Here is a 24,167-nt window from a genome sequence, read left to right as displayed (position 1 = left end):
TCACACCTTTTCAATTTGAATTGATTACGTTGAAATTACTCCGATTATTGACGTTATTCGTGATTTGCCATGATTGTGCGTTTAATCAGACTAGCGCCATCGAGTTACAATTCCAAAACGTCGGGGGACTTTATTCCAATGGGTGAAAATGAATTGGCATTAAGGCGGATTTATCGCTTTCAGTTCGCAGCGGATGCGCGTAATCTGATGCTGCGGAGGCTTCAAGCAATGGATTCCCCGGTCCGATTGATGCCGCCGTGAAGTAAATCCATTGCGCGCGCCCATGTCGGTCCCGGGAGCGCGCATCTTTTTGTCCCCGCGCGTCGAACGCACGTCATACGGTCATCCCATCGCACTTCACTCATCGTTGCGTCCATGCGCGTACCGTTCGCCTGTCGGCAATTCAGTTCGGATGACTTAGCATTTCGCCAGTGCCTGCCGCGGTTTGCCGTCTCGCCCGGCGGCCCTGAAAGGACGGCATAGGCCGGCCGGACGACACCGTCGCCTCAGCGCGGGTATGATCGATAGCGGCTAGACCGCTTCGCAGATCCCCACGGTATGGCTGCCTCGGCGCGCAAGCCGCACGAGGCGGTTGTGCCGCTCACTATCGCTTGTGGAGGAACTTACCGTATGAGCGCGCCTGAAGAAGTCGTATTCCTGCTCGATGTCGACAACACGCTGCTGAACAACGATGAGGTCGTGGCCGATTTACGGTCCCATCTGAACGCGGAGTTTGGTGCGAGCAGTGACCGGTATTGGGAAATCTTCGAGACATTGCGTAGCGAGCTGGGTTACGCCGACTACCTCGGCGCGTTGCAACGCTACCGCCAGGAGCGTCAGTGCGACACGCGGCTGATGCTGATGTCGACGTTCCTGATCGACTATCCGTTTCCCACCCGCCTGTATCCCAACGCGCTCGCGGCCATCGCGCGTTTGCGCACGCTCGGACCGACGGTAATCCTGTCCGACGGCGACGTGGTGTTCCAGCCGCGCAAGATCAAGCAGGCGGGCCTATGGGACGCGGTGGAAGGGCGCGTGCTGATCTATATCCACAAGGAGCAGATGCTCGACGAAGTTGTGCAACGCTACCCGGCCAAGCGCTACGTGATGATCGACGACAAGCTGCGCATCCTCGCGGCAATGAAGGCGATCTGGAAAGAGCGGCTGATTACCGTGTTTCCGCGTCAGGGGCATTACGCGCTGGACAAGGCCAATCTGGTCACCTATCCCCCTGCCGATATCACGATCGAGCACATCGGCGAACTGGCCAGCATGGACCTCTCGGTGTTTTCGGCCTGATACGCAGCCTGACGCGCGGCCTGAACCCCAGCCTCAAGCGCAGCCTCAAACGCAGCCTCAAGCGCAACCTGAGGCGCAACCGGAAATGGAAATGCAGCACGCGAAGCCGCGTAGGCCGGGGACGCGTTTGAACCTTGCTGTCGCACGTTTGTCACACCCCGGACGGAAAGTGGAATCTCTGACCCCCGTAGCTGAACAGGCAGTCCACACGATGGAGTGACCCGATGGCCGAGATCAACCTTCAGACGCCGGTGCTGGATGCCGAGACGCTGCGCAAGATGGACCGCTACTGGAGCGCATGCAACTACCTCGCGGCCGGCATGATTTACCTGCGCGCCAATGCACTGTTGCGCGAACCGCTCAGGCCCGAGCACATCAAACGGCGTCTGCTGGGCCACTGGGGCTCGGATCCCGGTCAGAGTTTCCTGCTGGTACACCTGAATCGGCTCATCAAAAAGCTCGATCTGAACGTCGTCTACGTGGCCGGTCCCGGGCACGGCGCGCCGGCCACGCTGGCCAGCAGCTACCTCGAAGGCCGTTACTCGGAGGTCTATCCAGACCGCAGCGAAGACGAAGCCGGCATGCAGCGCTTTTTTCACCAGTTTTCGTTTCCCGGCGGGATCGGCTCGCATTGCACGCCTGAAACGCCGGGCTCGATTCACGAGGGCGGCGAACTCGGTTACAGCCTCTCGCATGGCTATGGCGCGGCCTTCGACAACCCGGACCTGATCGTCGCCGTGATGGTGGGCGACGGCGAGGCGGAAACGGGTCCGCTTGCCACCTCCTGGCATTCGAACAAATTCCTCAATCCGATCCGCGACGGCGCCGTGCTACCGGTGCTTCATCTGAACGGCTACAAGATCGCCAATCCGACCCTGCTCGCGCGCATTCCGCGTGAGGAACTGGAGGCGTTGCTGACAGGTTACGGACATAAGCCGTATTTCGTCGAGGGCGATGAGCCGGAGACGATGCATCAGAAAATGGCGGCCACGCTCGAACATTGCATCGGCGAAATCCGCGCCATCCAGCAGCAGGCGCGCGCGAGCGGCCGTGCCGAACGGCCGCGCTGGCCGATGATCGTGCTGCGCTCGCCGAAGGGCTGGACCGGTCCGAAGGAAGTCGACGGACATCGCGTGGAGGGTTCATGGCGCGCGCACCAGGTGCCGATTCCCGATCCCGCCACCAACGAGCGGAGCCTACAACTGCTCGAAGCGTGGCTGCGGCGTTACCGGCCGGAAGAACTCTTCGACGCCACCGGCCGTCTGGTTGCGGAGTTGCGCGAACTCGCGCCTACCGGCGCGCGCCGGATCAGCGCCAATCCCCACGCGAACGGCGGTTTGCTGAGCAAGGCGCTGGAGATGCCGGACTTTCGCGAGTACGGGGTCGAGGTCGATTCACCGGCTACGACCTATGTCTCGCCCACGGATGTGCTCGGCAAGTTGCTCTGCGACGTCATGCGGCGCAACATGAGCGCCTTTCGCGTCTTCGGACCGGACGAAACCGCCAGCAATCGCCTCACTGCGATTTACGAGGCCTCGGAGAAGACCTGGCTCGCCGGAATCGAGCCGAGCGATGCCGATGGCGGCGAGTTGTCGGTGGACGGCCGCGTCATGGAAATGCTCAGCGAGCACACGCTCGAAGGCTGGTTCGAAGGCTATGTGCTGACAGGCCGGCACGGGCTCTTCGCCACCTACGAAGCGTTCGTGCACGTGATCGACTCGATGTTCAACCAGCACGCCAAGTGGCTGGAAAAGGCGAAGCTCGAGTTGAGATGGCGGCAACCGGTACCGTCCATCAACCTGCTCATCACGTCGCTGGTCTGGCGTCAGGATCACAACGGCTTTACCCACCAGGACCCGGGTTTTCTCGACGTCGTCACCAACAAAAGCCCCAACGTGGTGCGCATCTATCTGCCGCCCGACGCCAATTGCCTGCTGAGTGTGGCCGACCATTGCCTGCGCTCGCGCGATTACGTCAACGTGATTGTCGCCGACAAGCAGCCGCATCTGCAGTACCTCGACATGGCGGCCGCCGTCACGCACTGCACGAAGGGCATCGGCATCTGGGACTGGGCCTCGACCGACCACGGCGCGGAACCGGACGTCGTGATGGCCTGCGCGGGCGATATTCCGACCATGGAGTCGCTGGCGGCGGTGGAGATCCTGAAGGCGAAGTTTCCCAGCCTGAAGATCCGTTTCGTCAACGTGGTCGATCTGTTCAGGCTGATGCCCGACACCGAACATCCGCACGGCTTGTCGGACCGTGACTTCGATTCGCTGTTCACGCGCGACAAGCCGGTCATCTTCAACTTCCATTCGTACGCCACGCTGGTCCACAAGCTCACTTACCGCCGCGCCAATCACGACAACCTGCACGTGCATGGCTATCACGAGAAGGGCAACATCAATACGCCGCTCGAACTGGCCATCATCAACCAGGTCGACCGCTTCTCGCTGGCGATCGATGCGATCGACCGCGTGCCGGGACTTCGCGGTGTCGGCGATCATGTGAAGGAATGGCTGCGCGGTCAGATCATCGAACATGTTGCGTATGCGCATGCCGAGGGGATCGACCGGGAAGAGATCCGCAACTGGACCTGGACGGGCTGACGCGATGGCGGACACGCAGATACCGACGCAAATGCAGACGCATAGCGGCCAGGCGGCGACGATTCTGGTATTGAACAGTGGCTCGTCGTCGCTCAAGTTCGCTCTCTTCAAGGCCGCTCGAACCAGTGCGGCGGCGGGCTCTGCAAAAGCGGAAACTGAAACGAAAGCGGACGCGGATCAGGATGACGAAACACTTTTGCTGAAAGGTAGCGCTGAGGGAATCGGCCGCCCGGACGGCAACCTGAAGATTCAAACCGCGGACGGCACCGTCCTGCTACAAGCCGCGCATCTGATGGAATCGCAAACCGAGGCTTTGCAGAAGCTCGCGGGCGCACTGGCGCAGCACGGTCACAGTCGGCCTGTCGCGGTTGGACACCGGGTGGTGCACGGCGGGCCGCATCTTCGCGAGCATCAGCGTCTCACGCCCGAAGTCAGGCAACGGCTCGCGGAAGCGGTCCATTTTGCACCGTTGCATATTCCGCCGGCGCTGGCGTTGATTGATCAGGCCATGCAGATTTTCAGCGAAGCGCAGCATTACGCCTGCTTCGATACCGCGTTTCATCGCACCATGCCGCCCGTGGCTTCGCAGCTTGCGTTGCCGCGCCGCTACGCCGAGGCCGGCGTGATTCATTACGGCTTTCATGGCCTGTCGTATGAATCGCTGGTGCGGCGTCTCGGTAAGAACCTGCCTGCGCGTGCCGTGTTTGCCCATCTGGGCAATGGCTCGAGCGTGTGTGCGCTGCGCGATGGTCGCTCGGTCGATACGTCGATGGGCCTCACGCCGACCGGTGGCCTGCCGATGGCCACCCGCAGCGGCGATCTCGACCCTGGCGTGCTGCTTTACATGATGCGCACTGAGCACGTCGATGCGGACCGGCTTGAAACGCTGTTGAATCGCGAAAGCGGCCTCGCCGGCTTGGCGGGAGGTGAGGGCGACATGGAGGCGCTGGAGAAACGCAGCGCGGCCGGCGATCAGGACGCCGAACTGGCAATCGATGCATTTGCGACAGCGGTACGCAAATATGTGGGCGCTTATGCGGCCTTGCTGGGCGAGATCGATCTGCTGGTGTTTGCAGGCGGAATCGGCGAGCACAGTGCCGAAGTGCGGCGGCGAGTGTGCAGCGGTCTCGAGTTTATGGGTTTGAGGGAGGATGATCCGGCCGGCAAAGTGCGCGTCCTGCACACCGAGGAAGAACTGCAGATTGCGCGTCACTGCAGGGCGTTGCTGGAGCAGGGCGCCGGTTGATCAGCGGGCGGGTTGGGTGCGCGGCGTGCCGCGCCTCGCGCACGGCCAGCAAGCGCCGAGGCTCAAGCACATTCAACCAGGCCTCGCGTCCTTCGTCCGAATGGTGCCGCCGCCCTTGACAGTCATCAGGTCGGACACGCCCGCCACACCGAACAACCTGCTGACGTCCTCTAACGCAGCCGCCTTCTGCTCGTTGCGGTCAACCTGACCGCTCAGCGTCACCCATCCTCGTTCGACCTTGACCTTCACCGCGCCCTGCGGCACCCAGGCGTCCCACGCAAGGCGCGCGAGCGCCTGAGCCGCGATCTGGTCATCGCGCAGCTTCGCCGTGTCAGCCCCGCGAATTTCGATGGCGACCACCAGCGCCTTGACTTCCTTGAGCCGCAACGCGGCCTGCTCGGCCTCCTGCTTCTGGGCGGCATGCTCGACATGGCCCACCAGCGTCACGATGCCGGCTTGCGCCGTCACACCGACGCGGCCGGCCGGCACCCCAGCGGCTTCCAGCTCGGCGAGGACGGCGCGTTGCAAGGCGACATCGTTGGAAAGGAAGGGTTTCATCGGGCTTCGATCTCCTTCGCGCAGCGTCGGCCAACGGGACGACCGAACGCATGCTGGGCACGTCTCTCCATTATGCGAGCTTCACGCAGGCCGCGCTGCGCACATGAATCCAGGGCGGGGCACGTCCCTTGCTCGATTCCTGCAAGCGCTCCGGTTCAGCCACGGCCGCGCAGTCCACTCGACGCGGTCATGGGAGGCCAGATGCTCGATACCGGTATTCGTGCAGCCGAGCACAAAGCGCAGCGGCGTGCCCGCCGCGCCGCACACGGCAATGAACGTTTCATAACCAATCATCAGGACTCTGTAAGAAATACAGACGCCTCGCTCGAGGCGTTTCTTGAGCGCGCGAACTTCGACGCGTCCGATCCTGCCGCACTCGGCGCCATGCTGGAGCAGATGGTCGACTCCGGATATGACCGTTTGCCCTTGCCGGGAAGCGGTCGAACGCTCGACCGGTGGCGTGCGCTGGCGGCCGTTGCGGCGCGCGATCTCGGTCTGGTGAAGCTGTTCGAAGGCCACACCGACGCACTCGCAATCCTCGCTGAACTGGACGGGGCCGCTCCGCCGCCGGCCAGCCTGTGGGGCGTATGGGCTGCCGAAGCGCCCGACGCGCGTGTCGTCGCCACGCCATTCGGCGACGGCCAACTTCAGCTCAGCGGCACCAAGGCGTGGTGCTCCGGCGCCCAGACAGTGAGCCATGCACTGGTGACCGCCTGGCTCGGCGATGAACCCGTGCTCGCGTCGGTCGCGTTACATCAGCCGTCGGTTTCGATCACCACGCATCACTGGCATGCGGTCGGCATGCGCGCCACCGCGAGCGGCGACGTCCGCTTCGAGCAGACGCGTGCGTTGCAGATTGGCGCGCCCCACGGCTACGTTCGACGCCCGGGTTTCTGGCAGGGCGGGGCGGGGATTGCGGCGTGCTGGTACGGCGCGGCTGCGGGCGTGGCAAACATGATGGCCGAGGCGATCAAGGCACGGCCCGACGCGCATCGCCTGGCACATATGGGTGCCGTAGAGGTCGCGCTGGCGGGCGCGGCGGCGCTGTTGCGCGCCACCGCCGCGCAGATCGACGCGCATCCCGGCGCTGACGCACAGAGTCCGGCGATGCGTGCACGGCTCGCGGTCGAGGCCGCGGCGACCGCGGTGATGGGTCACGCGGGCCGGGCACTGGGTGCCGCGCCGCTGTGTCGCAACGAACGCTTTGCGCGGGCAATGGCCGATCTGCCGGTGTTCCTTAGACAGAGCCACGCGGAGCGCGATCTCGCCGCGCTCGCGGAGTGCTCGCTGGGACAGCGCGGCAGCAATGGCAGCGGCAACCAGTGGGCGCTGTGAGGTCGGTTGCTTTGTCATCAATCGTGGCGAGGCACACAACATCGGCAATACAGACACGACGTAGATAGCGCGTCCGACACGAAAAGCGTCGCGCCGCCAGGTAGATAACAAGGAATCCATATGATTTCCTCTGCTGATTATTTCAATTCGCTCTACGACGCGTGCGACGACCCATGGGGCTTTCGCAACCGCTGGTACGAGCGCCGCAAACGCCTGCTCACGCTGGCGTTGCTGCCGCGCGAGCACTACCGGTGCGCCTTCGAACCGGGTTGCGGGAACGGTGAACTGTCGGCGCAGCTAGCCGGGCGTTGCGACCATCTGCTCGCGGCCGATCTGAACGAGACCGCCGTGCGGCTAGCCGCTGGGCGCGTGGCGTCGGCGTCGCATGTGCGGGTGGAGCGTCGTAGTGTGCCGCACGAGTGGCCCGAGGGCGCCTTCGATCTGATTGTCATCAGCGAACTGGCGTATTACCTGAGCGCGCCTGACCTGGAACGACTGGCCGAACGCATCAAGGCTTCCCTCACGCCCGATGGCACGTTGCTGGCCTGTCATTGGCGCCGTCCTTTCGATGCCGCGCCGCAATCGGCCGCGAGTGTGCATGCCTTGTTCGACACACGCTGTGGGCTCAAGCGGGTCGTCCGTTACGAAGATGCGGATGTGCTGCTCGACGTGTGGTCCCGCGATCTGCGTTCGGTCGCGGAACACGAGGGGCTCGCATGATCGGCGTCGTGATTCCCGCACACAACGAGGAGGCGTCGCTCGCGCGTTGCCTGCATTCGATTCTCGCCGCGGCGCGCGACCCGGCGCTGGCCGGCGAAGCGGTGCGGACGGTGGTGGTCCTCGACGACTGCACGGACTGCTCCGCGGAAATCGCGCGGCACTACGGCGTCGAAACCGTCACGTTGCAGGCGCGCAATGTCGGCGCCGCGCGTGCGGCCGGGGCGCAGCGGATGCTGCTGGTAGGCGCCCGCTGGCTGGCGTTTACCGATGCCGACAGCCAGGTCTCGTCGGATTGGCTCGCAAAGCAGTTGTCGCTCGACGCCGATGCGGTGTGCGGCTCGATCTGCGTCGACGACTGGAGCGTGCATTCGCCAGAAGTCCGCGACTATTTCCGTCGCTCGTATACGGACGCCGACGGGCATCGGCATGTGCATGGTGCCAACCTGGGCGTGTCGGCGCAGGCCTATCGGCGCGCAGGGGGTTTTGCACCGCTCGCCTGCAGCGAGGATGTCGCCCTGGTTGAGCAGTTGCAGGCCACAGGCGCGCGCATCGCATGGAGCGCGGCGCCGCGCGTCGTCACGAGTGCTCGGCGCGCGAGCCGGGCGCGTGGCGGTTTCGGCGATACGCTGAGCGCGTGGGCCGCAGCACTGGCGCTCGATGCTTCCCAGCATCGGGCACCGCTGCTGGGACTTGAATCCGCGCCGCAGCAGGCGGTGGAGCGTGAATCTGAATCAGCGCGACATGGGGCAACGGAACGGGACCTAGACCCAGCCTTCGAACGTGCATTGGACCCGGACCTAGACCCAGCCTTCGACTAGCCTTCGAAACTCGCGCTAGTTCCCACTTCGTGCCTCGAATTCAGGAACGTACCTTCGCCAGCTGCGTCGGCGTATCGGGCGCGCCCATCCGGTTCGCGGCATCGAGCGGCGTGACGCCTGACGCGTCGCGCGCCTGCGGATCCGCGCCGTGGGCGATCAGCAGATCGACGATCTCGGTGCGATTGAACATCGCGGCAATCATCAACGCGGTGCGGCCGTCCGGCGAGGCCCCTTCGACATCCGCACCGCCTGCCAGCAGCGCCTCCACCACTTCCTTGAAGCCCTTGAACGCCGCGCCAGCAATTGGGCTCTGGCCGTTGTCGTTGCGCAGGTCTGGATCGGCACCGAGTTCGGCAAGCGTGCGGACGGCGTCGGCGTGGCCGTGATAGCTCGCCAGCATCAGCAGGCTGTCGCCTTTCTCGTTACGCAGATTGGGCGGCACGCCTTTCCTGATGACCGCTGCCAGCGTGGCTGCATCGCCGCGTCGTGCCAGATCGAACACTTCACGGGCGACGGCTTGCAGGTCCGGATCGATGTCGTTCTGGGCTGGCGCGCTGGATGGGTTGGATGGGTCGGTCATGGTGGCCTTCGTTGCATGGAGGTGGATCGGCGCGGGACGCACCGGGCGGCAATCCGGTGCGTGCATGCGGTCAATACTAACGTCGTGAGGTTACTGCGGCTGCCCGGGTTCCCGACGTCCTTCGCTGGGCTGGCCACGGCCTTGCGGCTGAGCCTGTGGCTGCGGTTGCGGGCGTGGCGCCTGTTGCGGTGGCCGTCCACCGTATTGCTGCTGCGACGGCGCCTGTTGCGGCTGCCGACCACCATATTCCGGCGGCGGTGCGCCGTGCGGCACAGGACCCGCATTGGGACGATAGACCGGCTGTCCTTCACCTTGCATCCGCGGCGGATAAGGCGCGCCGCCGTTCGGTTGAGGCTGGCCAGGGCGTCCGCCCGGATAGCCCGGCGGGCCTTCGTGACGCCAGCGGTCGCGGTCGCCATACCACGGCCGGCCGTGATAGTAGTGGCCCCAGTACTCGTCGATCGAGAAGCCGATGACGGGCAAACCAATCACCGCGCCATAGCTTTGCAGCGGCACGTAGTTACCTTCATACGCATAGGTGAGTGCGGCGCCATACACCCAGCCGCGCAGATCGTCGAGCGCGACGTCGCACCAGTCGTAGTTGTCGAGGCAGCCCATCACCTCGACCGGCTGATTCGGTCCAAGGCCGGTGACCACCGGATAGTCGTCAGCGGGTCCCGCCATCAGATTGACCGGCTGGTTCGTCACGGCCTCCACCTGGGAAAAGGCCACGCAGGGCAACGCGAGCAGCGCGGCAAGCGCCGCGAAGGTAGTGAGCTTGAACGCAGCGGGCCGCGCAGGAAACCGGATATGCATGAGAGACGCGCCTGATAAACGCGGTAGTGTGGACCCGGTCAGGTTAGCAGATGGGCCGCGCTTACGCAGCGGCGCCCGTCAGCGAGACGATAAAGTCGAAGAAAGCGCGTACCTTGGCCGGCGGATGATGCCGCGACGGGTACAGCGCATACAGGGGATAGCGCTCGTCGCCCCAGTCGGGGAACAGTTCCTTGACCTTGCCTTGCGCGAGCAGCGCCTCGGCGCCGAGACCGAGAATCTGCGCGATACCCTGGCCCGCCGCGCAGGTGCTGTGCAAGGTGCCGACGTCGTTCACCGTCAAGCGGCCTGGCGGCGTGACCAGCACCCGTTTGCGGCCGCGATGAAACTCCCAGGTGAACGGGTAACCGGTCTCCGGATCGCGGAACTTGATGCAGATGTGGCGGCCGCTTTCGAGGTCCGCGGGCGCGACAGGATGCCCGTGCTTCTTCAGATAGGACGGCGCGGCGACCGTCAGAATGCGCGTGTCGAGCAGCTTGCGCGCGATCAGCGTCGAGGCGCGCGGCTCGCCGAAACGGATCGCGAGATCGAAGCCATCCGCAACCATATCGCCGAGCGTGTCGCGCGTCACCAGTTCGAGTTGCAGATCGGGGTGCTGCTCCATGAAAGCACCAAGGCGCGGTCCGAGCACGAGACGGGAGAAGAACGGGTCGATGGTGACGCGCAGCCGGCCGCGTACCGCCGTGGCGCCATGGGCCGCTGAAGCCGCCGCTTCTTCGAGGCCGCCCAGCAGCGGCACGATCTGGGCGTGGAAGCGCCGGCCTTCGTCGGTGAGCGTGACCGAGCGCGTCGTGCGGTCGAACAACCGGATGCCAAGACGCGCTTCGAGTCGCGCGATCGACCGGCTCACGCCCGATTGCGACATGTCGAGCGCGGCGCCCGCCGCGGCAAAACTGCCGCTATCGACAATCGCGGTCAGGACGCCCATGCCGTTCAGCATGCGTTCGTCGAATGGCATGGTCATGCTCCTTTGTCATGGATGACGCAGAGAACATGCTAACGCGAAACATTTTTATCACCGGTTCCGCGGACGGCCTCGGTCAGATGGCTGCCCGCCTGCTGATCGACGCAGGGCACGAAGTCGTGCTGCATGGTCGCCATGAAGCCCGTGCGCAAGCCGCGCTGAAGGCCGCACCAGGCGCGCACGGGGCCGTGCAGGGCGATCTGTCGAGTATCGCGCAGACGGTCGCGCTGGCGGAGGAGGTCAACCGTCTCGGCCGTTTCGACGCCGTGATTCATAATGCCGCAGTCGGCTACCGCGAGCCGCGCCGTTTGATCTATCTGAGTTCCGGCCTGCACCGGCAAGGTGACCGCACACTGCAGGATCTCACAGGGGAAAAGCGGCTGTGGCAAGGTACCCAGGCGTACTCGGATTCGAAACTGCACGACGCGCTGCTCGCGTTTGCGGTGGCGCGCCGCTGGCCGCAGGTGCTGTCGAATGCGCTCGAGCCCGGCTGGGTGGCCACGAAAATGGGCGGACCGGAAGCGCCCGACGATCTGGAGGCCGCACCGGCAACCCAGGTCTGGCTCGCCGTCAGCAACGAACCCGCCGCGACCGTGAGCGGCGACTATTTCTATCACCTGCAGCGTCGCGAACCGCATCCAGTTGTATACGACGCTTCGGTGCAAGAGCGTCTTCTGGAGGCCTGCAAGCGGCTTTCGGGGATTCGTCTGCCGGATTGAATACGACGGGCCTATCGAGACGATCAGGGTTTGGTCAGGTACGCGGCTTGCTACAAAAGAGGCGACGTTCGCCGCTGGGCGAACGGATGCGCTGCATGTGCGGCGGGTCGCGCCGGATGATCGGCCAGCCCACCGCGCGGCATTTTCCGCTTTCGACCCTGGAGAAAAATACCATGCATATCGTGACGAACGTGGGCCCGCTCGCGGCGCTGATCGCCGGCATTCTGATTCTCGCCGTGCCGCGGCTGCTCAACTTTATCGTGGCGCTGTATCTGATCATCATCGGCCTGCTGGGCCTGTTCGGCGATCATATTCATTGAGCGGTTTGGGTTGACCGGCGCGACGCGCACGCTGGAGGCCGGTGTTGGAGCCGGCGTGCGGTTCACTGCAGCGATACGCGTTTAACGCCCGGCACTGGGCGCCGTACGAGCGGACGTCGCGGCCACCACCGGCGCCTCTTCGAGCCGCCGGAACACCAGCGCCGATACCAGCGTAATCGCGCCGACGCACACAAAGCTCAAACGGAACCCCATCCCCGCCGAACCGAGTTGCGCGGAAAAGAGGTTCACGAGCCCGCCGCCGATCGACACGCCGAGGCCCATCGCCAGCATCTGCACCATCGAAAACAGACTGTTGCCGCTGCCCGCATCTTCGTGCGAAAGCCCCTTCAGGGTGACGCTGTTCATCGCCGCGAACTGCATGGAGTTGGCGGCGCCGAACACGACCAGCACGGCAATTTCGACGCCAAGCGGCGTGCCGCGCGAAATCAGTGCGAACGCAACGATCGCCGAGCCGACGATCACCGTATTCACCAGCAGGAAAGTGTCGTAACCGTAACGCCGGATGAGCGGTGCGATCCAGCGCTTGGCAACCGTGCCGGCGAGTGCGGCGGGCAGCAACATCATGCCCGAATGCAGCGGCGTGTAGCCGAGCTGCAGTTGCATCAGGAGCGGCAGCAGGAACGGCACTGCGCTGGAGCCGATGCGGCATACCAGATTGCCGATCAGGCCCACGCTGAAGTTCGGTTCGCTAAACAGCCTGAGTTTGAACAGCGGGTTGGCGCGGCGCTTCGCGTACGGCACATAGGCCAGCGCGGCCGCGAGACCCAGCACGAACAGCCCCGACGCCCACGCGCCGCGATGTGTCTGTACCGGCGTTTCCACGGCCAGCGAGAACGCGATCATGCATAGCGAGAGCAAGGCGCAGCCGAAGAAATCGAACGGCGGTGCCGCAGAGGCCGTGCTGCGCGGCAGATAACGGTTCACCGCAAAGAGGCCGATTGCCCCGATGGGCACGTTGATCAGGAAAATCCAGTGCCACGAGATGGCTTCGACGAACCAGCCGCCCAGGGTCGGCCCGACGATGGGCCCGACCTGTCCCGCGACCGAAATGAATGCCAGCGCCGACACATACTGCTCGCCGCTCACGCTGCGCAGCACGGCGAGGCGTCCGATCGGCAACAGCATCGAACCGCCGACGCCTTGCAGCACCCGCGCGATCACCAGTTGTCCCAGGGTGTGGGCGCTCGCGCAGCACAGCGAGCCGAGCACGAAGATCAGGATCGCGGCGAAATAGACCCGGCGCGTGCCGAAGCGGTCGGCGAGCCACCCGGAGGCGGGCGTCAGCATGGCCATGGTCAGCGTGTAGGCGACGATCACCGGCTGCATGGCCAAGGGCCTTTCGTGCAGGCTGTGGGCGATGGAGGGCAGTGCTGTGTTGACGATGGTCGTGTCGAGCGACTGCATGAAAAAACCGGCAGCGACGATCCAGAGCAACGCAGTCTGGCTTGAATCCTTGCTCATTTGAACTTTCCGGCACGCGCGGCCGCGTGAAGTGAACGGCGGCCCGCGCGACGCAGTAATGGGGTATGTCGACATGATATTGACCTGAGGGTCAATCGGGAACCCCACTAAGGACATTGACTGTTATCGCCGTTGCCGATAACAATGCCGCATGCTCAATCCCATCTGGCTGAAGACGTTCGCTGCCGTGGCCGCCTGTCACAGCTTTACGGAAGCGGGGCGGCAACTCGGCCTCACGCAGTCGAGCGTAAGCGAGCACATTCGCCGTCTGGAACAGGAAATCGGCCGGCGGCTGTTCGTGCGCGACACCCATTCGCTGGCCGTGACGCCCGATGGCGAGGCGATGCTCGCGCATGCGGGCGTGATCCTGCAGGCGCTCAACCGGGCGGAATCGCAGTTTCGCGCGCCGCGCCTGAAAGGTCGCGTGCGGCTCGGTTCATCCGACGACATCGCGCTAGGGCCGCTGCCCACGGTGCTCGCGGCGTTTCGCAACGCGCATCCGGACGTGGAGCTGGAAATCACCATCGGCATGACGGGCAAGCTCTACGAATTGCTGGATGCGGGCTCGATCGACCTGCTGGTCGGCAAGCGGCGCGTGGGCGACCGGCGCGGCGTGCCGCTCTTCACCGGACGGCTGGAGTGGCTGGCCCGCACCGGCACGCGGGTGGACCTGACCCAGCCGCTGCCGCTGATCCTCGTGGCCGAACCCAGCGTGACCCGCGCGGTGGTGCTGGATGCGCTCGCCGAAGCGGGTTTCAGCTGGCAGGTGGTGTGCACGAGCAGCAGTCATTCGGGCTGCATTGCGGCGGCGCGCGGTGGGCTGGGTATCACCGTGCGGCCGCAATATCTGAGCGCGCGCGGTCTCGCGCCGCCCGTCAACAATGCGAGCCTGCCGACCTTGCCGGATGTGGAGTTCATCGCGCTGGCCGCCAAACGGCTCAGCCGGCCGGCCGGCACGCTGTTGCAGCTTCTGCACGACAGCGATCTGCGCGGCTCGTGGATCGGCGAGTAGGGCTGCTGTTAAACGGTTCGAGTGATGCGGATTTGGGTGATGCTGGTTCGGCTGATGCCGGTTCCGGTAATGCCGGCTCGGGTGAGGTGGTTTGGGCGATGCCGGTTCGACTGATGCGCGGACATTCGCCGTGGCACCTGCGGTAACAAGACGTGCTCTGTGAGCGCAGTATTGCGCGCGGTTCAACGGCGCGGCCCATCGTGGCCGTCCCGGAGACTTCTCGCGTGACGGCGGTCTCGTCTATCATGATCCGGGCCGGCCACGGCCATCCTTGTATAAGCAGTGTTGGCATACGCCCTGGCATCTGGCGGATGCCGCCGTTTGTCCTTTCGACCTTCTGCCACCCGGACCCACACGATGTCGACCGTTCCCTCTCTTTCGCTGGATCGCTTCCCCCGTTACACCCTGCTCGAAGGACCGACGCCGATCCAGCATCTCGCCCGTCTGTCGAAACAGCTCGGCGGCGCCGACGTGTTCGTCAAGCGCGACGATCTGACCGGACTCGGAGGCGGCGGCAACAAGCTGCGCAAGCTTGAATTCCTGATGGGTGAAGCGCTGGCGCGCGGTGCCGATACGATCATTACGGTGGGCGCGCGGCAATCGAATCACGCCCGGCTGACTGCCGCCGCCGCCGCGCGCGCGGGGCTTCAATGCGAACTGGTGCTCGCGCGCCTCGTGCCGCGGCACGACGAAGACTATCTGGAGAACGGCAACATCCTGCTCGATAGCCTGTTCGGCGCTCATGTGCACGATCTGCCGGCTAGCGCCAATGCGCTCGAATTTGCCGAAGCGCGCGCCGAGGCATTGCGCAAGGAAGGACGCAACGTATATGTGTGCCCGCTGGGCGGTTCGAGCCCGGTCGGTTGTCTCGGCTATGCGGATTGCGCCGCGGAAATTGTCGCGCAGTCCGAAGCATTGGGTGTGTCATTCGACGCAGTCGCCGTGCCGAACGGCAGCGGCGGCATGCATGCGGGATTGCTCGCCGGGATGACGGCGCTTGGCCGGACCACACCATCAGTGGTCGGATACGCGGTTTATGGCGAGGCGAAGGCGGCACATGTCACGACGCTCGACAAGGCCAACCAGGCGATCCGCCTGATCGACCCTGGGTTGACCGTCGCGAGTGAAGCGGTCGTCGTCGACGGCAGCGCGCTTGGCGAAGGCTATGGCATTCCCACCGATAGCATGCGTCGCTCGGTCCGTTTGCTGGCGTCGACGGAGGGACTTCTGCTCGACCCCGTCTATGGGGGCAAGGCATTCGCCGGCCTGCTGCAGGCCATCGAAACCGGCGTGTATCGCGCCGGCCAGCGCGTGCTGTTCGTCATGACGGGGGGGCTGCCGGGCCTGTACGCGTATCGGAGCGCGTTCTGAGTGTCTTTGCTTCAGGCCTTTTTATGAGCACCTTCAGGCCTAATTATGCGCTCCGCGCGGCAAGGGCTTAACGCCGCGCGGCGTTTTCAATCCGACTTGTCCTGCTTCGCGCGTTCGGGTTTTTCGCCGCGCTGCGGTTCATCGGATTCGATCCGTGTCTTGCCGCCGGTCGACGGCGGGTCGCTGGCCGGAAAGCTGTCCTCGACAGTGTGATCGATCTGCGCTTCGCTCTTGTTGGCGTTCGGGTGCTGCTCGGCGGGATGCTTCGACATGGTGTGCTCCTTCACGGGGATGGCCGGAGTGCGGCGGATACGCCTTGATCAGCAAGCGGCATGCCGCCCGCTTCGGCCAAGATCCAGTTCCGGAATAAAGCCATCGCCGGCGCCATGTGCCGCGATTTCAGACGCGTCAGCCAATAGCTGCCGGTACCCACCTGCGTATCGAAGGGGCACACCAGCATGCCGGCCTGCAACTCGCGCACGAACATGCGCGGCGGCGCCAGCGCCACGCCGGCCGCTTGCACGGCGGCTTCCACCATCAAACGCGACGAATCGAACACGGGCCCGTTGACCGTCCACGGTTCGAGCCCGGCGGCCGCGAGCCAGAGGTTCCATTCGTCGGCGCGATAGGAGCGCAGCAGGGTTTGGCGCGCCAGATCCGCGGGCGCGGCCAGTTGCTGTGCGATCTCCGGCGCGCACAACACGGTGAGCGGCGCGTCCAGCAACAATTCGTTGTGGGTCGCCGGCCAGTTGCCTTCGCCGAAACGAATCGCAAAGTCGAGTCCTTCCGCAGCGAGATCCACCAGATTGTTATGGGTCAAAAGCCGTAACTCGACGAACGGGTGCGCGGCGCGGAACGCTTTGAGGCGCGGCATCAACCATCCCACTGCGAAGGTTCCCACCACGCCGACCGTCAGCACTTCATGGAAATGACCGCCCTCGAATTGCTTGAGCACACTTTCGATGCGCCCGAACGCCTCGCTGAGGACGGGTAGCAGCGCACGGCCTTCGTCGGTGATGCCGAGGCCCCGCGGCAGCCGCTTGAAGAGAGTGGTGCCCAGCCGCTCTTCGAGCATGCGGACCTGCTGGCTGACGGCGGCCTGCGTAACGCTCAGTTCGAGTGCCGCGCGGGTGAAACTCAAATGACGCGCCGACGATTCAAAAGCACGCAAGGCGTTCAGTGGGAGGTGAGGTCGCATGAAGGCTAGCCGATAGATTTTCTTTAGCCTAAGGCAAATTCGCCCGCTTTGCCAGTGATCGCACAGCGCGCCATCCGCCGATCTTTCGGCATGCTCAGGAACAGCTGTTGCTCGAAGCTCGTTAAGCGCTCCCATGCGCGTAGTGGTCTGTTGAGCGCAACAGGACCCGGCGAGGAGCGCACCTACATAGGGAAGCATGCAGAATGGCGCGACACAAAGCCGACGTAGCCGACGATGAATTCGAAATCTTCGCGAGTTACCACAGCACGGGAGACGGCCGATATATCGGTGGCCTAAAGGTTATCCGCAAGCTCGATCGCAGGATTCTGTTTCCATTCGAGGGCGCACCGCAGATCGGCCCTTATGAAAGCGCGGATGAAGCTCGCCGTGCGGCGATCGAATATGGCCGCGCGATTATCGCAGCGGATCGCGCGGCGCCGGAGCCTTGAGCCGTGCGTGCATTTTTACAAAACCGACAGGAAGGTTGCTGCTGCGTTGAGGAACCACCATCAGGAGGTTGTGATGCAACACGGAGGTGCCGCTCGGCACGGGTAGTCACGCCGAACCGCCGGGAGGCGGGGGCCGTCAGTCGCAACGTGTGTCCACGGACAAGCAGGACAAGCACTGATTTAACACGGGCTGATGCAGCACGGCCTGGGCCGTTCCAGGCCGTTCGTCACGCAGGCTCACAGCAAGGCTCACAGCAAAATTCACAACACCACCTGCACGCCGAGTTCCACGACGTCCTCACCATTGAGCCCGTAATACTCCGCACTCGACGCCGAATGAAACGACATGGCTGCAAATAGCGATTTGCGCCAGCCCTGCATCGTATCGCCGGGATGTCCCTTGATCACTTCTTCGCGCGGCAAGAAGAAAGTAGTGTGCTTCGGCTCATAGCGCCACGCGTCGAGCCGGCCATCCAGCGAAGCGAGCAGCATGGGCAGATTCGGCCGCTCCACGAAGCCATGGCGCGCGACCACCTCGTAGCAGCCGTCGCCCAGATCGCGTGTCTCGATGCGGGTCTTCTCATCGACTCGCGGCGCGGATTCAGACAGGTTGGTGAAGAAGATCGAGGTCCGATGCAGCACGCGATTGTGGCGCACGTTGCTGCGTAGCGCAGCGGGCGTCATGCCGCGCAGACTGCCCGGATAGACCGCGGTCCCCGCCACCCGCGCGGGCGGCTCGGGGCCGCCCAGCGCCTCGGCGAGAAACTCTTCGAGTGGCGCCGTCGTCGCGCCGCGATGCGCCTCCGCTTCACGTCCGCGCTGCCAGGTGGTCATCAGCACGAACATCACGATGCCGATGGTGACGGGAAACCAGCCGCCTTGCGGAATCTTCGGTACGTTGGCCGCCACCAGCAGGCCGTCGATGACCAGCAGCGGCACGCTCACGGCGGCCACGGCCATGCGTGGCCAATGCCAGACGCGGCGCGACAGGCTGATCATCTGAATCGTCGTGGTGAGCATCGTCAAGCCGACTGCAATCCCATACGCGGAGGTGAGCCGCGCGGAAGAGCGGAACGTCAGCACCAGAAACATCACGGCCGCGAAGAGCAGCAGATTGACCGCCGGCACATACACCTGGCCGCGATGTTCACGGGAGGTCTCCACCACCCGCATGCGCGGCAGGAAACCCAGTTCGATGGCCTGGCTCGTCATCGAGAAGGCGCCGGAGATCACCGCTTGCGACGCGATGATGGTGGCAAGCAAGGCAATGACGATAGTCGGGATCAACGCCCACCCCGGCGCCATGGCGAAAAACGGCTGTTCTTTCGAGCCGCCTTCAGAGAGCAGCGTGGCGCCCTGACCGAAATAGCCGAGGATGATCGAAGGAAACACCACAGTGAGCCACGCCACGCGGATCGGTCGGCGTCCGAAGTGTCCGATATCGGCATAGAGTGCCTCGGCGCCGGTCAGCGCGAGTATCACCGCGCCGAGGATCACGAACGCGATGGCCGGGCGCTGCTGCACGAGTTGCCAGGCCCAGCCCGGCGACAAAGCACTCAGCACCTGCGGATGTTGCACGAGCCGGTAGATTCCGAGCGCGGCGAGCCACACGAACCACAGCGTCATCACCGGGCCGAAGCAGCGCCCGACCGTTTCGGTGCCGCGCTTCTGGAGCACGAACAGGGCAATCAGGATCGCGACCGCGCCCGGCACCACCACGGGCGCGAACGCGTGATTGATCTGCGGCAACCCTTCAGCGGCGGACAGGACGGAAACGGCCGGTGTAATCATCGAATCGCCGTAGAACATCGCCGCGCCGAACAGGCCGACCAGCACCAGCGCGCGTGGTGCCTTGGTGCCGTCTGGCTTGCCGTTCGCCTTGGGGTTCTCCTGACAGCCGGATCGCACGAGGGCTGTCAGCGCGACAATCCCGCCTTCGCCTTCGTTGTCCGCGCGCATGACATAGCAGACGTATTTCAACATCACCACGACGACGACCGCCCAGACGATCGTGGATAACACGCCCATCACGACCAGTTGCGTCGCCGACCCGGCGTCGAGCACGCCTTGGCGCAACGCGTAAATCGGGCTCGTGCCGATGTCGCCGAATACCACACCGAGCGCACCCAGCATCAGAGCCGGATGGCCGCCGGGTTGGTGTGTCGCGTGCTGCCCGGCGACCGGTGCGCCGTGGCGGGCGCGTGTTGAGGTGGATGAGGTGGACATTGTCACAGGCGAAAAGCGTCTCTCCAGACAAGGCGGGAAAACAAGGCACGCAAACACAAGGCAGGAAAAAAAGTCCGTACCCGCATGCGGCAGCAAGACGCGTTCCCCGCCTGACGTGCGGATCGATGCGATGCCATTGCAAGGCGTTCGCAAGACGGTCGCAGTGCGCCGGCCCATCCTCGCAGCGGGCGCAATTTATGCGACACCGGAAGCGTTGCAGAAGACATCCCGGAGCCCGTCATGTACAACGATGTGGAATACGCGCGCAACGCGGCAAACGAGCAGTACGAAGTTTTCAAACTGGAACCGCATGCCTGGGTGCCCAATAACCGTAAATTGTCGGTCGTGATTTACCGGCGTGCGTTACGCCCGGACAGCGGCGACCTCGCGTCGGCGTTTGAAATCCTCTTCGAACGCAACGAGTGGCCGGCGCAGTGGCGCGACGGCATTTTCGACTACCACCATTTCCATGCGAGCGCCCATGAAGTGCTGGGCATCGCGTCGGGTTCGGCCGAGGTGATCCTGGGCGGCCCTGGTGGGCGCCTCGTACGCGTCTCGGCGGGCGATGCGCTATTGCTGCCGGCCGGCACCGGCCATTGTCTGCAATCGCACACCGGTGCATTTCAGGTGGTGGGCGGCTATCCGCAAGGCCAGCAATGGGACATTCGCCGCGAAGCGCTGACGCCCGATGAACTGGCCGCCATGAATGCACTACCGTTTCCGCCACGCGATCCGCTTGACGGCACGCACGGACCGGTGGTCGAGCACTGGCTACATGCAGCCTGACGCACGCGAGGCGCGGCTCAGCGTGCGCTTCGCAAGCTTTGAAAGCTGGCCGTGCGGCGATTGTTACCTCGATTGTTGCCTCCGCGGAGGCTAATCGTTGCACGTCCGGCAGTTGGCTATTGCCGCACATCGGCGCATCATCAGGCAGTCGGCCGAATGTGCGCCGTCCGGCGCCGGATGTCCCATTCGGCCGCGTACGTCGCGCCGGTCCCGCAGCATGTTCATTGCAGAACGTCATCATGACGTTGCTACCCGTCGAACAGGAGCTTCCCATGCAAAACAATCCCTCCCTCGATAAGCTGTGTATCGACACGATCCGCACGCTATCGATGGATGCCGTGCAAAAGGCGAATTCCGGCCACCCTGGCACGCCGATGGCACTGGCCCCGGTTGTCTATCATCTGTGGCAGAACCATCTGCGCTACGACCCCGACGAGCCGCTGTGGCCCAATCGCGACCGCTTCGTGCTGTCGGTGGGGCACGCGTCGATGCTGCTGTATTCGGCGCTGCATCTGGCCGGCATCAAGGCCGTCGACGACAACGGCAAGCCGACCGACCGGCCCGCTGTCTCGCTGGACGACATCAAGCACTTCCGCCAGCTCGACAGCAACACGCCGGGCCACCCCGAATACCGCATGACGACTGGCGTCGAAACCACCACCGGCCCGCTCGGCCAGGGGCTCGGCAATAGCGTTGGCATGGCGATGGCGGGGCGTTGGTACGAATCGCACTTCAACCAGCCGGATGCGCCGCTGTTCGACTATCACGTCTACACGCTCTGTGGCGACGGCGACATGATGGAAGGCATCTCGCACGAAGCGGCCTCGCTCGCGGGCCACCTGCAGTTGTCGAACCTGACGTGGATCTACGACAGCAATCGCGTGACGATCGAAGGTCACACGGATCTTGCGTACAGCGACGACGTGGAGACGCGTTTTCGCGGCTATCACTGGCATACGATTCACGTCAAGGATGTGAACGACGCCGCCGCGCTCGAAGCCGCCTTCACCGAAGCGAAAAGCGTGACCGACAAGCCGACGCTGATCGTGGTGAACAGCATCATCGGCTGGGGTGCGCCACATAAACAGGACAGTTCGGCCGCCCACGGCGAAGCGCTCGGCGACGAGGAAGTCGCGGCCGCCAAGCGCTTTTACGGCTGGCCGGAAGACAAGACGTTCTACGTGCCGGACGGCGTCATGGCGCGCTTTGCCGAAGGGATGGGGGCGCGTGGGAAAGCCGCACGCAGCGACTGGCTCGCGAAGCTGGACACCTACCGGCAAAAGCACCCGGAGCTCGCGAACGAGTTCGCGAAGATCGAAGCGCACGAACTGCCGGACGACTGGGACGCGGATCTGCCCACCTTCCCGGCGGACGCCAAGGGTGTCGCCACGCGCGAATCGTCGGGCAAGGTGCTCAACGCGATTGCCGCACGCGTCCCCTGGATGATCGGCGGTTCGGCCGATCTGTCGCCGTCCACCAAGACCAATCTGAAGTTCGAAGGCGCGGGCAGTTTCGAGCACGACAGCTACGGCGGCCGTAATCTGCACTTCGGCATCCGCGAGCACGTGATGGGCGCGGCGGTGAACGGGCTGGCGCTGTCGAATTTGCGGCCGTACGGTTCGACCTTCCTGATTTTCAGCGACTACATGAAGCCGCCGATCCGCTTGTCGGCGGTCATGGAAGTCCCGTCCATCTTCGTGTTCACGCACGATTCGATCGGCCTCGGCGAGGATGGTCCGACGCACCAGTCGATCGAACAGCTGGGCGCACTTCGTGGACTGCCGGGACTGACCGTGCTGCGTCCCGGGGATGCCAACGAGGTGGTGGAAACGTGGCGGGTCGCGCTAGCGAATCCGCGCCACCCGTCGTGCATCGTGCTGACGCGTCAACCGCTGCCCACGCTGGATCGCAGCAAGTACGCCTCGGCCGAAGGCGTGCGTAAAGGCGCCTATATCCTGGCGGATGCCGCCGACGGCAAGAAACCGCAGGTGCTGCTGCTCGCCACCGGCAGCGAACTGGCGGCCTGCGTGGAAGCCTACGAAAAGCTGACGGGCGAGGGCATCGCCGCACGCGTGGTGTCGATGCCGTCATGGGACATCTTCGAGAAGCAGGACGACGCGTACAAGGACGCCGTGCTGCCGCCGGATGTGGAAGCGCGGGTTTGCGTCGAAGCGGCGGCGGAGATCGGCTGGGACCGCTATGCGGGGCGTTACGGAGCGAAGATCGTGATGCGCACGTTCGGCGCGTCCGCGCCGTGGAGCGATCTGAAGCGCAGGTTCGGCTTCACCCAGGAGCATGTCTACGACGAAGCGAAGAAGCAGTTTGCACGGGTGCAGAAGAAGTAGCCTGGCTAGTAGGCAGGCTCTCGTCTCGCGAAGGTAATCAGGCGGCCCTCATCAGGCCGCCTGATTTTTTTGCGGGCAGGTGTGCGCCCGTTCGTCACGCGTTCGCCTTTAGTTGGCGGGAATCGTCACGACCGGCGCCTTGCTGCTGGTATCCGATTCGGCCAGCGCCATCAGATTCTGCAGCACGGTAAAGGCGTATTTCGAATCGAAGTCGTTGCGTTCGACCCAATAGACCGACGCGCCATAATCGATCAGCACGTAGGCATCGCGGGGGGCTTTCGCACCCGAATGCACGATGATCGTGGGGCGCGTCTCGCCGCCGATCAGCCCGACGGTCGGCTTGGTCGAGCCGCTGTCGATCTGCGCCTGCGGGACCTGCACCTGCGCGCCGAGATCGGTCAGAATGCCGAGCACCGAACGCGTCACCATGGGAATGCGGTCGCCCGCTTGCGACGACGGTCCATAGACGATCTGATACGTGCGCGTGTTCGGCGCGAGATTGAGCAGTTGGCGCACGCGTGCAAGGTCCGCGGTGATTTGCGGCGAGACGCCGCTGGTGGCTGCGCCCATCGCCAGATACACGCTGCGCTTGCCATTCTCCTGACGCGATTCCACATTCAGTTCGCCTGCCGTTTGCAGGCGTCTGAGCGACTGCAGCAACTGAAAGAAGCCTGGCGCACCGGCGGCATTGTCGCCGCCGAGCGCGCTGCCGTTCTGCAGGCCGCCGATCGATTGCGCCGTGATGCGTAACAACAGGTCGATCGGAATGCCGCCTTCGGCGAGCGGCAATACCAGTTCCGGCGCCAGCGGCCGGATGTAGGCCGAGGCGAAGGCTTCGCCGGTGGTCGGCGTGAACGTGAAGGTAGGATGGTTCGAATAGGACACGCTGCCGGTCGCGAGCGCATAGTTCGGTTCGCTGCCGGAGCCGACGTTGCCAGTCGCGCCCGCGGTGGCATCGAACTGGTAAGCCGCGATGATCGAGCTGACCGAGAGGAAGGCGGGCGAATCGCCGTAGCGCAAGCCGACGATCGCCGCGAGGATCTCCCGTTTCTTGGCATCGCCCAGAGCTCTTGCGTAGTCCACCTGATCGGCTTTCAGATGAGTGGGACCGAGGTGCGCGCAGCCAGTAGTAAGGCACGCTGCGCACAGCGCTGCGAGAATCGGGGCTTTTATCGTCATGTGGGCGGGAGAGCGGAGCGGGCCGCGTGGAAGAATGACACCGCAGGTGCGATAGCACGGCGTATGCCTGGTCTGACGAATGCGCGATAGAAGGTCAGGGCGCGGTGTCCAGATGAA

The 24,167-nt window shown here is 64.3% G+C and carries 21 protein-coding genes and 1 pseudogene; 13 read left to right on the top strand and 9 right to left on the bottom strand.

What is annotated here, in order from left to right; all coding sequences use genetic code 11:
• The first annotated feature begins 630 nt into the window (after positions 1-630).
• The 3 genes from P3T43_RS08310 (at position 631) to P3T43_RS08300 (ending at position 5,154) form a co-directional block, all read left to right on the top strand.
• Positions 631-1,299: an HAD family hydrolase gene (locus tag P3T43_RS08310; protein WP_429280563.1), complete on the top strand. Its 669-nt coding sequence runs from the start codon at positions 631-633 to the stop codon at positions 1,297-1,299.
• Positions 1,300-1,523: 224 nt separating this feature from the next.
• Positions 1,524-3,908 (top strand): phosphoketolase family protein, encoded by a 2,385-nt coding sequence (locus P3T43_RS08305; protein WP_429280562.1) that lies wholly within the window; start codon positions 1,524-1,526, stop codon positions 3,906-3,908.
• A 4-nt stretch (positions 3,909-3,912) separates the two neighbouring features.
• Entirely contained in the window at positions 3,913-5,154 is a 1,242-nt protein-coding gene (locus P3T43_RS08300; RefSeq protein ID WP_429280561.1) for an acetate/propionate family kinase, read from the top strand.
• 72 nt (positions 5,155-5,226) lie between these two features.
• Here P3T43_RS08300 and P3T43_RS08295 read toward each other — a convergent pair whose 3' ends face one another.
• Complete coding sequence (locus P3T43_RS08295) at positions 5,227-5,712, bottom strand: BON domain-containing protein (RefSeq protein ID WP_429280560.1); 486 nt, start codon at positions 5,710-5,712, stop codon at positions 5,227-5,229.
• Positions 5,713-5,913: 201 nt separating this feature from the next.
• Here P3T43_RS08295 and P3T43_RS08290 point away from each other — a divergent pair, with 201 nt between their 5' ends.
• The 3 genes and pseudogenes from P3T43_RS08290 to P3T43_RS08280 form a co-directional block, all read left to right on the top strand.
• Complete coding sequence (locus tag P3T43_RS08290; RefSeq protein ID WP_429280559.1) at positions 5,914-7,047, top strand: acyl-CoA dehydrogenase; 1,134 nt, start codon at positions 5,914-5,916, stop codon at positions 7,045-7,047.
• 120 nt (positions 7,048-7,167) lie between these two features.
• Positions 7,168-7,767 carry a class I SAM-dependent methyltransferase gene (locus P3T43_RS08285; RefSeq protein ID WP_429280558.1) on the top strand — a complete coding sequence of 200 codons (600 nt, stop codon included), beginning with the start codon at positions 7,168-7,170 and terminating at the stop codon, positions 7,765-7,767.
• Positions 7,764-8,408: pseudogene (locus tag P3T43_RS08280) on the top strand (glycosyltransferase); the annotation flags it as partial. The gene P3T43_RS08285 and the pseudogene P3T43_RS08280, both read left to right, overlap by 4 nt.
• Positions 8,409-8,625: 217 nt before the next feature.
• On the opposite strand, the gene P3T43_RS08275 reads toward P3T43_RS08280, so the two are convergent.
• The 3 genes from P3T43_RS08275 to P3T43_RS08265 form a co-directional block, all read right to left on the bottom strand.
• Complete coding sequence (locus P3T43_RS08275) at positions 8,626-9,165, bottom strand: ankyrin repeat domain-containing protein (protein ID WP_429280557.1); 540 nt, start codon at positions 9,163-9,165, stop codon at positions 8,626-8,628.
• Positions 9,166-9,255: 90 nt separating this feature from the next.
• Positions 9,256-9,981, bottom strand: coding sequence for an SH3 domain-containing protein (locus tag P3T43_RS08270; RefSeq protein ID WP_429280556.1), 726 nt, complete (start codon positions 9,979-9,981; stop codon positions 9,256-9,258).
• A gap of 61 nt (positions 9,982-10,042) precedes the next feature.
• Positions 10,043-10,957 carry a LysR family transcriptional regulator gene (locus P3T43_RS08265; protein WP_429280555.1) on the bottom strand — a complete coding sequence of 305 codons (915 nt, stop codon included), beginning with the start codon at positions 10,955-10,957 and terminating at the stop codon, positions 10,043-10,045.
• A 35-nt stretch (positions 10,958-10,992) separates the two neighbouring features.
• On the opposite strand from P3T43_RS08265, the gene P3T43_RS08260 reads away from it, so the two are divergent.
• Together P3T43_RS08260 and P3T43_RS08255 are read left to right on the top strand one after the other, a co-directional pair.
• Positions 10,993-11,682, top strand: coding sequence for an SDR family NAD(P)-dependent oxidoreductase (locus P3T43_RS08260; protein WP_429280554.1), 690 nt, complete (start codon positions 10,993-10,995; stop codon positions 11,680-11,682).
• Positions 11,683-11,855: 173 nt separating this feature from the next.
• Positions 11,856-12,002 carry a DUF3096 domain-containing protein gene (locus P3T43_RS08255; RefSeq protein WP_144153495.1) on the top strand — a complete coding sequence of 49 codons (147 nt, stop codon included), beginning with the start codon at positions 11,856-11,858 and terminating at the stop codon, positions 12,000-12,002.
• 81 nt (positions 12,003-12,083) lie between these two features.
• On the opposite strand, the gene mdtD is transcribed toward P3T43_RS08255, so the two are convergent.
• Entirely contained in the window at positions 12,084-13,484 is a 1,401-nt protein-coding gene (gene mdtD, locus P3T43_RS08250) for a multidrug transporter subunit MdtD (RefSeq protein ID WP_429280553.1), read from the bottom strand.
• A 151-nt stretch (positions 13,485-13,635) separates the two neighbouring features.
• Here mdtD and P3T43_RS08245 point away from each other — a divergent pair, with 151 nt between their 5' ends.
• Both P3T43_RS08245 and P3T43_RS08240 read left to right on the top strand, forming a co-directional pair.
• Positions 13,636-14,496 (top strand): LysR family transcriptional regulator, encoded by an 861-nt coding sequence (locus P3T43_RS08245; protein WP_429280552.1) that lies wholly within the window; start codon positions 13,636-13,638, stop codon positions 14,494-14,496.
• Between the two features lie 357 nt (positions 14,497-14,853).
• Positions 14,854-15,867, top strand: a complete 1,014-nt coding sequence (locus P3T43_RS08240; protein ID WP_429280551.1) for a D-cysteine desulfhydrase family protein — start codon at positions 14,854-14,856, stop codon at positions 15,865-15,867.
• 86 nt (positions 15,868-15,953) lie between these two features.
• Here the strand turns inward: P3T43_RS08240 and P3T43_RS08235 are convergent, their stop codons facing one another.
• Both P3T43_RS08235 and P3T43_RS08230 read right to left on the bottom strand, forming a co-directional pair.
• A complete protein-coding gene (locus P3T43_RS08235; protein ID WP_429280550.1) occupies positions 15,954-16,139 on the bottom strand; it encodes a hypothetical protein in 186 nt (61 codons plus the stop codon).
• Positions 16,140-16,150: 11 nt separating this feature from the next.
• The gene (locus P3T43_RS08230) at positions 16,151-17,065 is read right to left on the bottom strand and encodes a LysR substrate-binding domain-containing protein (protein WP_429280549.1); all 915 of its coding nucleotides are present in this window, start codon (positions 17,063-17,065) and stop codon (positions 16,151-16,153) included.
• Between the two features lie 203 nt (positions 17,066-17,268).
• Here P3T43_RS08230 and P3T43_RS08225 point away from each other — a divergent pair, with 203 nt between their 5' ends.
• On the top strand, positions 17,269-17,514 hold the full coding sequence (locus P3T43_RS08225) for a DUF6723 family protein (protein WP_429280548.1): 246 nt from the start codon (positions 17,269-17,271) through the stop codon (positions 17,512-17,514).
• A gap of 261 nt (positions 17,515-17,775) precedes the next feature.
• Here the strand turns inward: P3T43_RS08225 and P3T43_RS08220 are convergent, their stop codons facing one another.
• The gene (locus P3T43_RS08220; RefSeq protein WP_429280547.1) at positions 17,776-19,740 is read right to left on the bottom strand and encodes a potassium transporter Kup; all 1,965 of its coding nucleotides are present in this window, start codon (positions 19,738-19,740) and stop codon (positions 17,776-17,778) included.
• A 240-nt stretch (positions 19,741-19,980) separates the two neighbouring features.
• Here P3T43_RS08220 and P3T43_RS08215 point away from each other — a divergent pair, with 240 nt between their 5' ends.
• Both P3T43_RS08215 and tkt read left to right on the top strand, forming a co-directional pair.
• Entirely contained in the window at positions 19,981-20,526 is a 546-nt protein-coding gene (locus tag P3T43_RS08215; RefSeq protein WP_429280546.1) for a cupin, read from the top strand.
• Positions 20,527-20,798: 272 nt separating this feature from the next.
• Complete coding sequence (tkt, locus tag P3T43_RS08210; RefSeq protein ID WP_429280545.1) at positions 20,799-22,871, top strand: transketolase; 2,073 nt, start codon at positions 20,799-20,801, stop codon at positions 22,869-22,871.
• A 108-nt stretch (positions 22,872-22,979) separates the two neighbouring features.
• On the opposite strand, the gene P3T43_RS08205 is transcribed toward tkt, so the two are convergent.
• Positions 22,980-24,050 (bottom strand): hypothetical protein, encoded by a 1,071-nt coding sequence (locus P3T43_RS08205; protein ID WP_429280544.1) that lies wholly within the window; start codon positions 24,048-24,050, stop codon positions 22,980-22,982.
• Positions 24,051-24,167 lie beyond the last annotated feature (117 nt).

The organism is Paraburkholderia sp. GAS41 (genome assembly GCF_050436545.1).
In the GTDB taxonomy this organism is placed as follows: domain Bacteria; phylum Pseudomonadota; class Gammaproteobacteria; order Burkholderiales; family Burkholderiaceae; genus Paraburkholderia.
The sequence above is the reverse complement of the archived record's forward strand: the minus strand, read 5'-3'. Positions and strand labels throughout refer to the sequence as shown.

Excerpts from the sequence above, each read along its gene's own strand:
- P3T43_RS08290 (WP_429280559.1), top strand. The coding sequence starts at position 5,914 with ATGCTCGATACCGGTATTCGTGCAGCCGAGCACAAAGCGCAGCGGCGT.
- P3T43_RS08240 (WP_429280551.1), top strand. The coding sequence starts at position 14,854 with ATGTCGACCGTTCCCTCTCTTTCGCTGGATCGCTTCCCCCGTTACACC.
- P3T43_RS08235 (WP_429280550.1), bottom strand. The coding sequence starts at position 16,139 with ATGTCGAAGCATCCCGCCGAGCAGCACCCGAACGCCAACAAGAGCGAA.
- P3T43_RS08205 (WP_429280544.1), bottom strand. The coding sequence starts at position 24,050 with ATGACGATAAAAGCCCCGATTCTCGCAGCGCTGTGCGCAGCGTGCCTT.
- P3T43_RS08270 (WP_429280556.1), bottom strand. The coding sequence starts at position 9,981 with ATGCATATCCGGTTTCCTGCGCGGCCCGCTGCGTTCAAGCTCACTACC.
- P3T43_RS08295 (WP_429280560.1), bottom strand. The coding sequence starts at position 5,712 with ATGAAACCCTTCCTTTCCAACGATGTCGCCTTGCAACGCGCCGTCCTC.
- P3T43_RS08215 (WP_429280546.1), top strand. The coding sequence starts at position 19,981 with ATGTACAACGATGTGGAATACGCGCGCAACGCGGCAAACGAGCAGTAC.
- P3T43_RS08245 (WP_429280552.1), top strand. The coding sequence starts at position 13,636 with ATGCTCAATCCCATCTGGCTGAAGACGTTCGCTGCCGTGGCCGCCTGT.
- P3T43_RS08230 (WP_429280549.1), bottom strand. The coding sequence starts at position 17,065 with ATGCGACCTCACCTCCCACTGAACGCCTTGCGTGCTTTTGAATCGTCG.
- mdtD (WP_429280553.1), bottom strand. The coding sequence starts at position 13,484 with ATGAGCAAGGATTCAAGCCAGACTGCGTTGCTCTGGATCGTCGCTGCC.
- P3T43_RS08265 (WP_429280555.1), bottom strand. The coding sequence starts at position 10,957 with ATGCCATTCGACGAACGCATGCTGAACGGCATGGGCGTCCTGACCGCG.
- tkt (WP_429280545.1), top strand. The coding sequence starts at position 20,799 with ATGCAAAACAATCCCTCCCTCGATAAGCTGTGTATCGACACGATCCGC.
- P3T43_RS08305 (WP_429280562.1), top strand. The coding sequence starts at position 1,524 with ATGGCCGAGATCAACCTTCAGACGCCGGTGCTGGATGCCGAGACGCTG.
- P3T43_RS08275 (WP_429280557.1), bottom strand. The coding sequence starts at position 9,165 with ATGACCGACCCATCCAACCCATCCAGCGCGCCAGCCCAGAACGACATC.
- P3T43_RS08260 (WP_429280554.1), top strand. The coding sequence starts at position 10,993 with ATGCTAACGCGAAACATTTTTATCACCGGTTCCGCGGACGGCCTCGGT.
- P3T43_RS08220 (WP_429280547.1), bottom strand. The coding sequence starts at position 19,740 with ATGTCCACCTCATCCACCTCAACACGCGCCCGCCACGGCGCACCGGTC.
- P3T43_RS08310 (WP_429280563.1), top strand. The coding sequence starts at position 631 with ATGAGCGCGCCTGAAGAAGTCGTATTCCTGCTCGATGTCGACAACACG.
- P3T43_RS08300 (WP_429280561.1), top strand. The coding sequence starts at position 3,913 with ATGGCGGACACGCAGATACCGACGCAAATGCAGACGCATAGCGGCCAG.
- P3T43_RS08255 (WP_144153495.1), top strand. The coding sequence starts at position 11,856 with ATGCATATCGTGACGAACGTGGGCCCGCTCGCGGCGCTGATCGCCGGC.
- P3T43_RS08285 (WP_429280558.1), top strand. The coding sequence starts at position 7,168 with ATGATTTCCTCTGCTGATTATTTCAATTCGCTCTACGACGCGTGCGAC.
- P3T43_RS08225 (WP_429280548.1), top strand. The coding sequence starts at position 17,269 with ATGGCGCGACACAAAGCCGACGTAGCCGACGATGAATTCGAAATCTTC.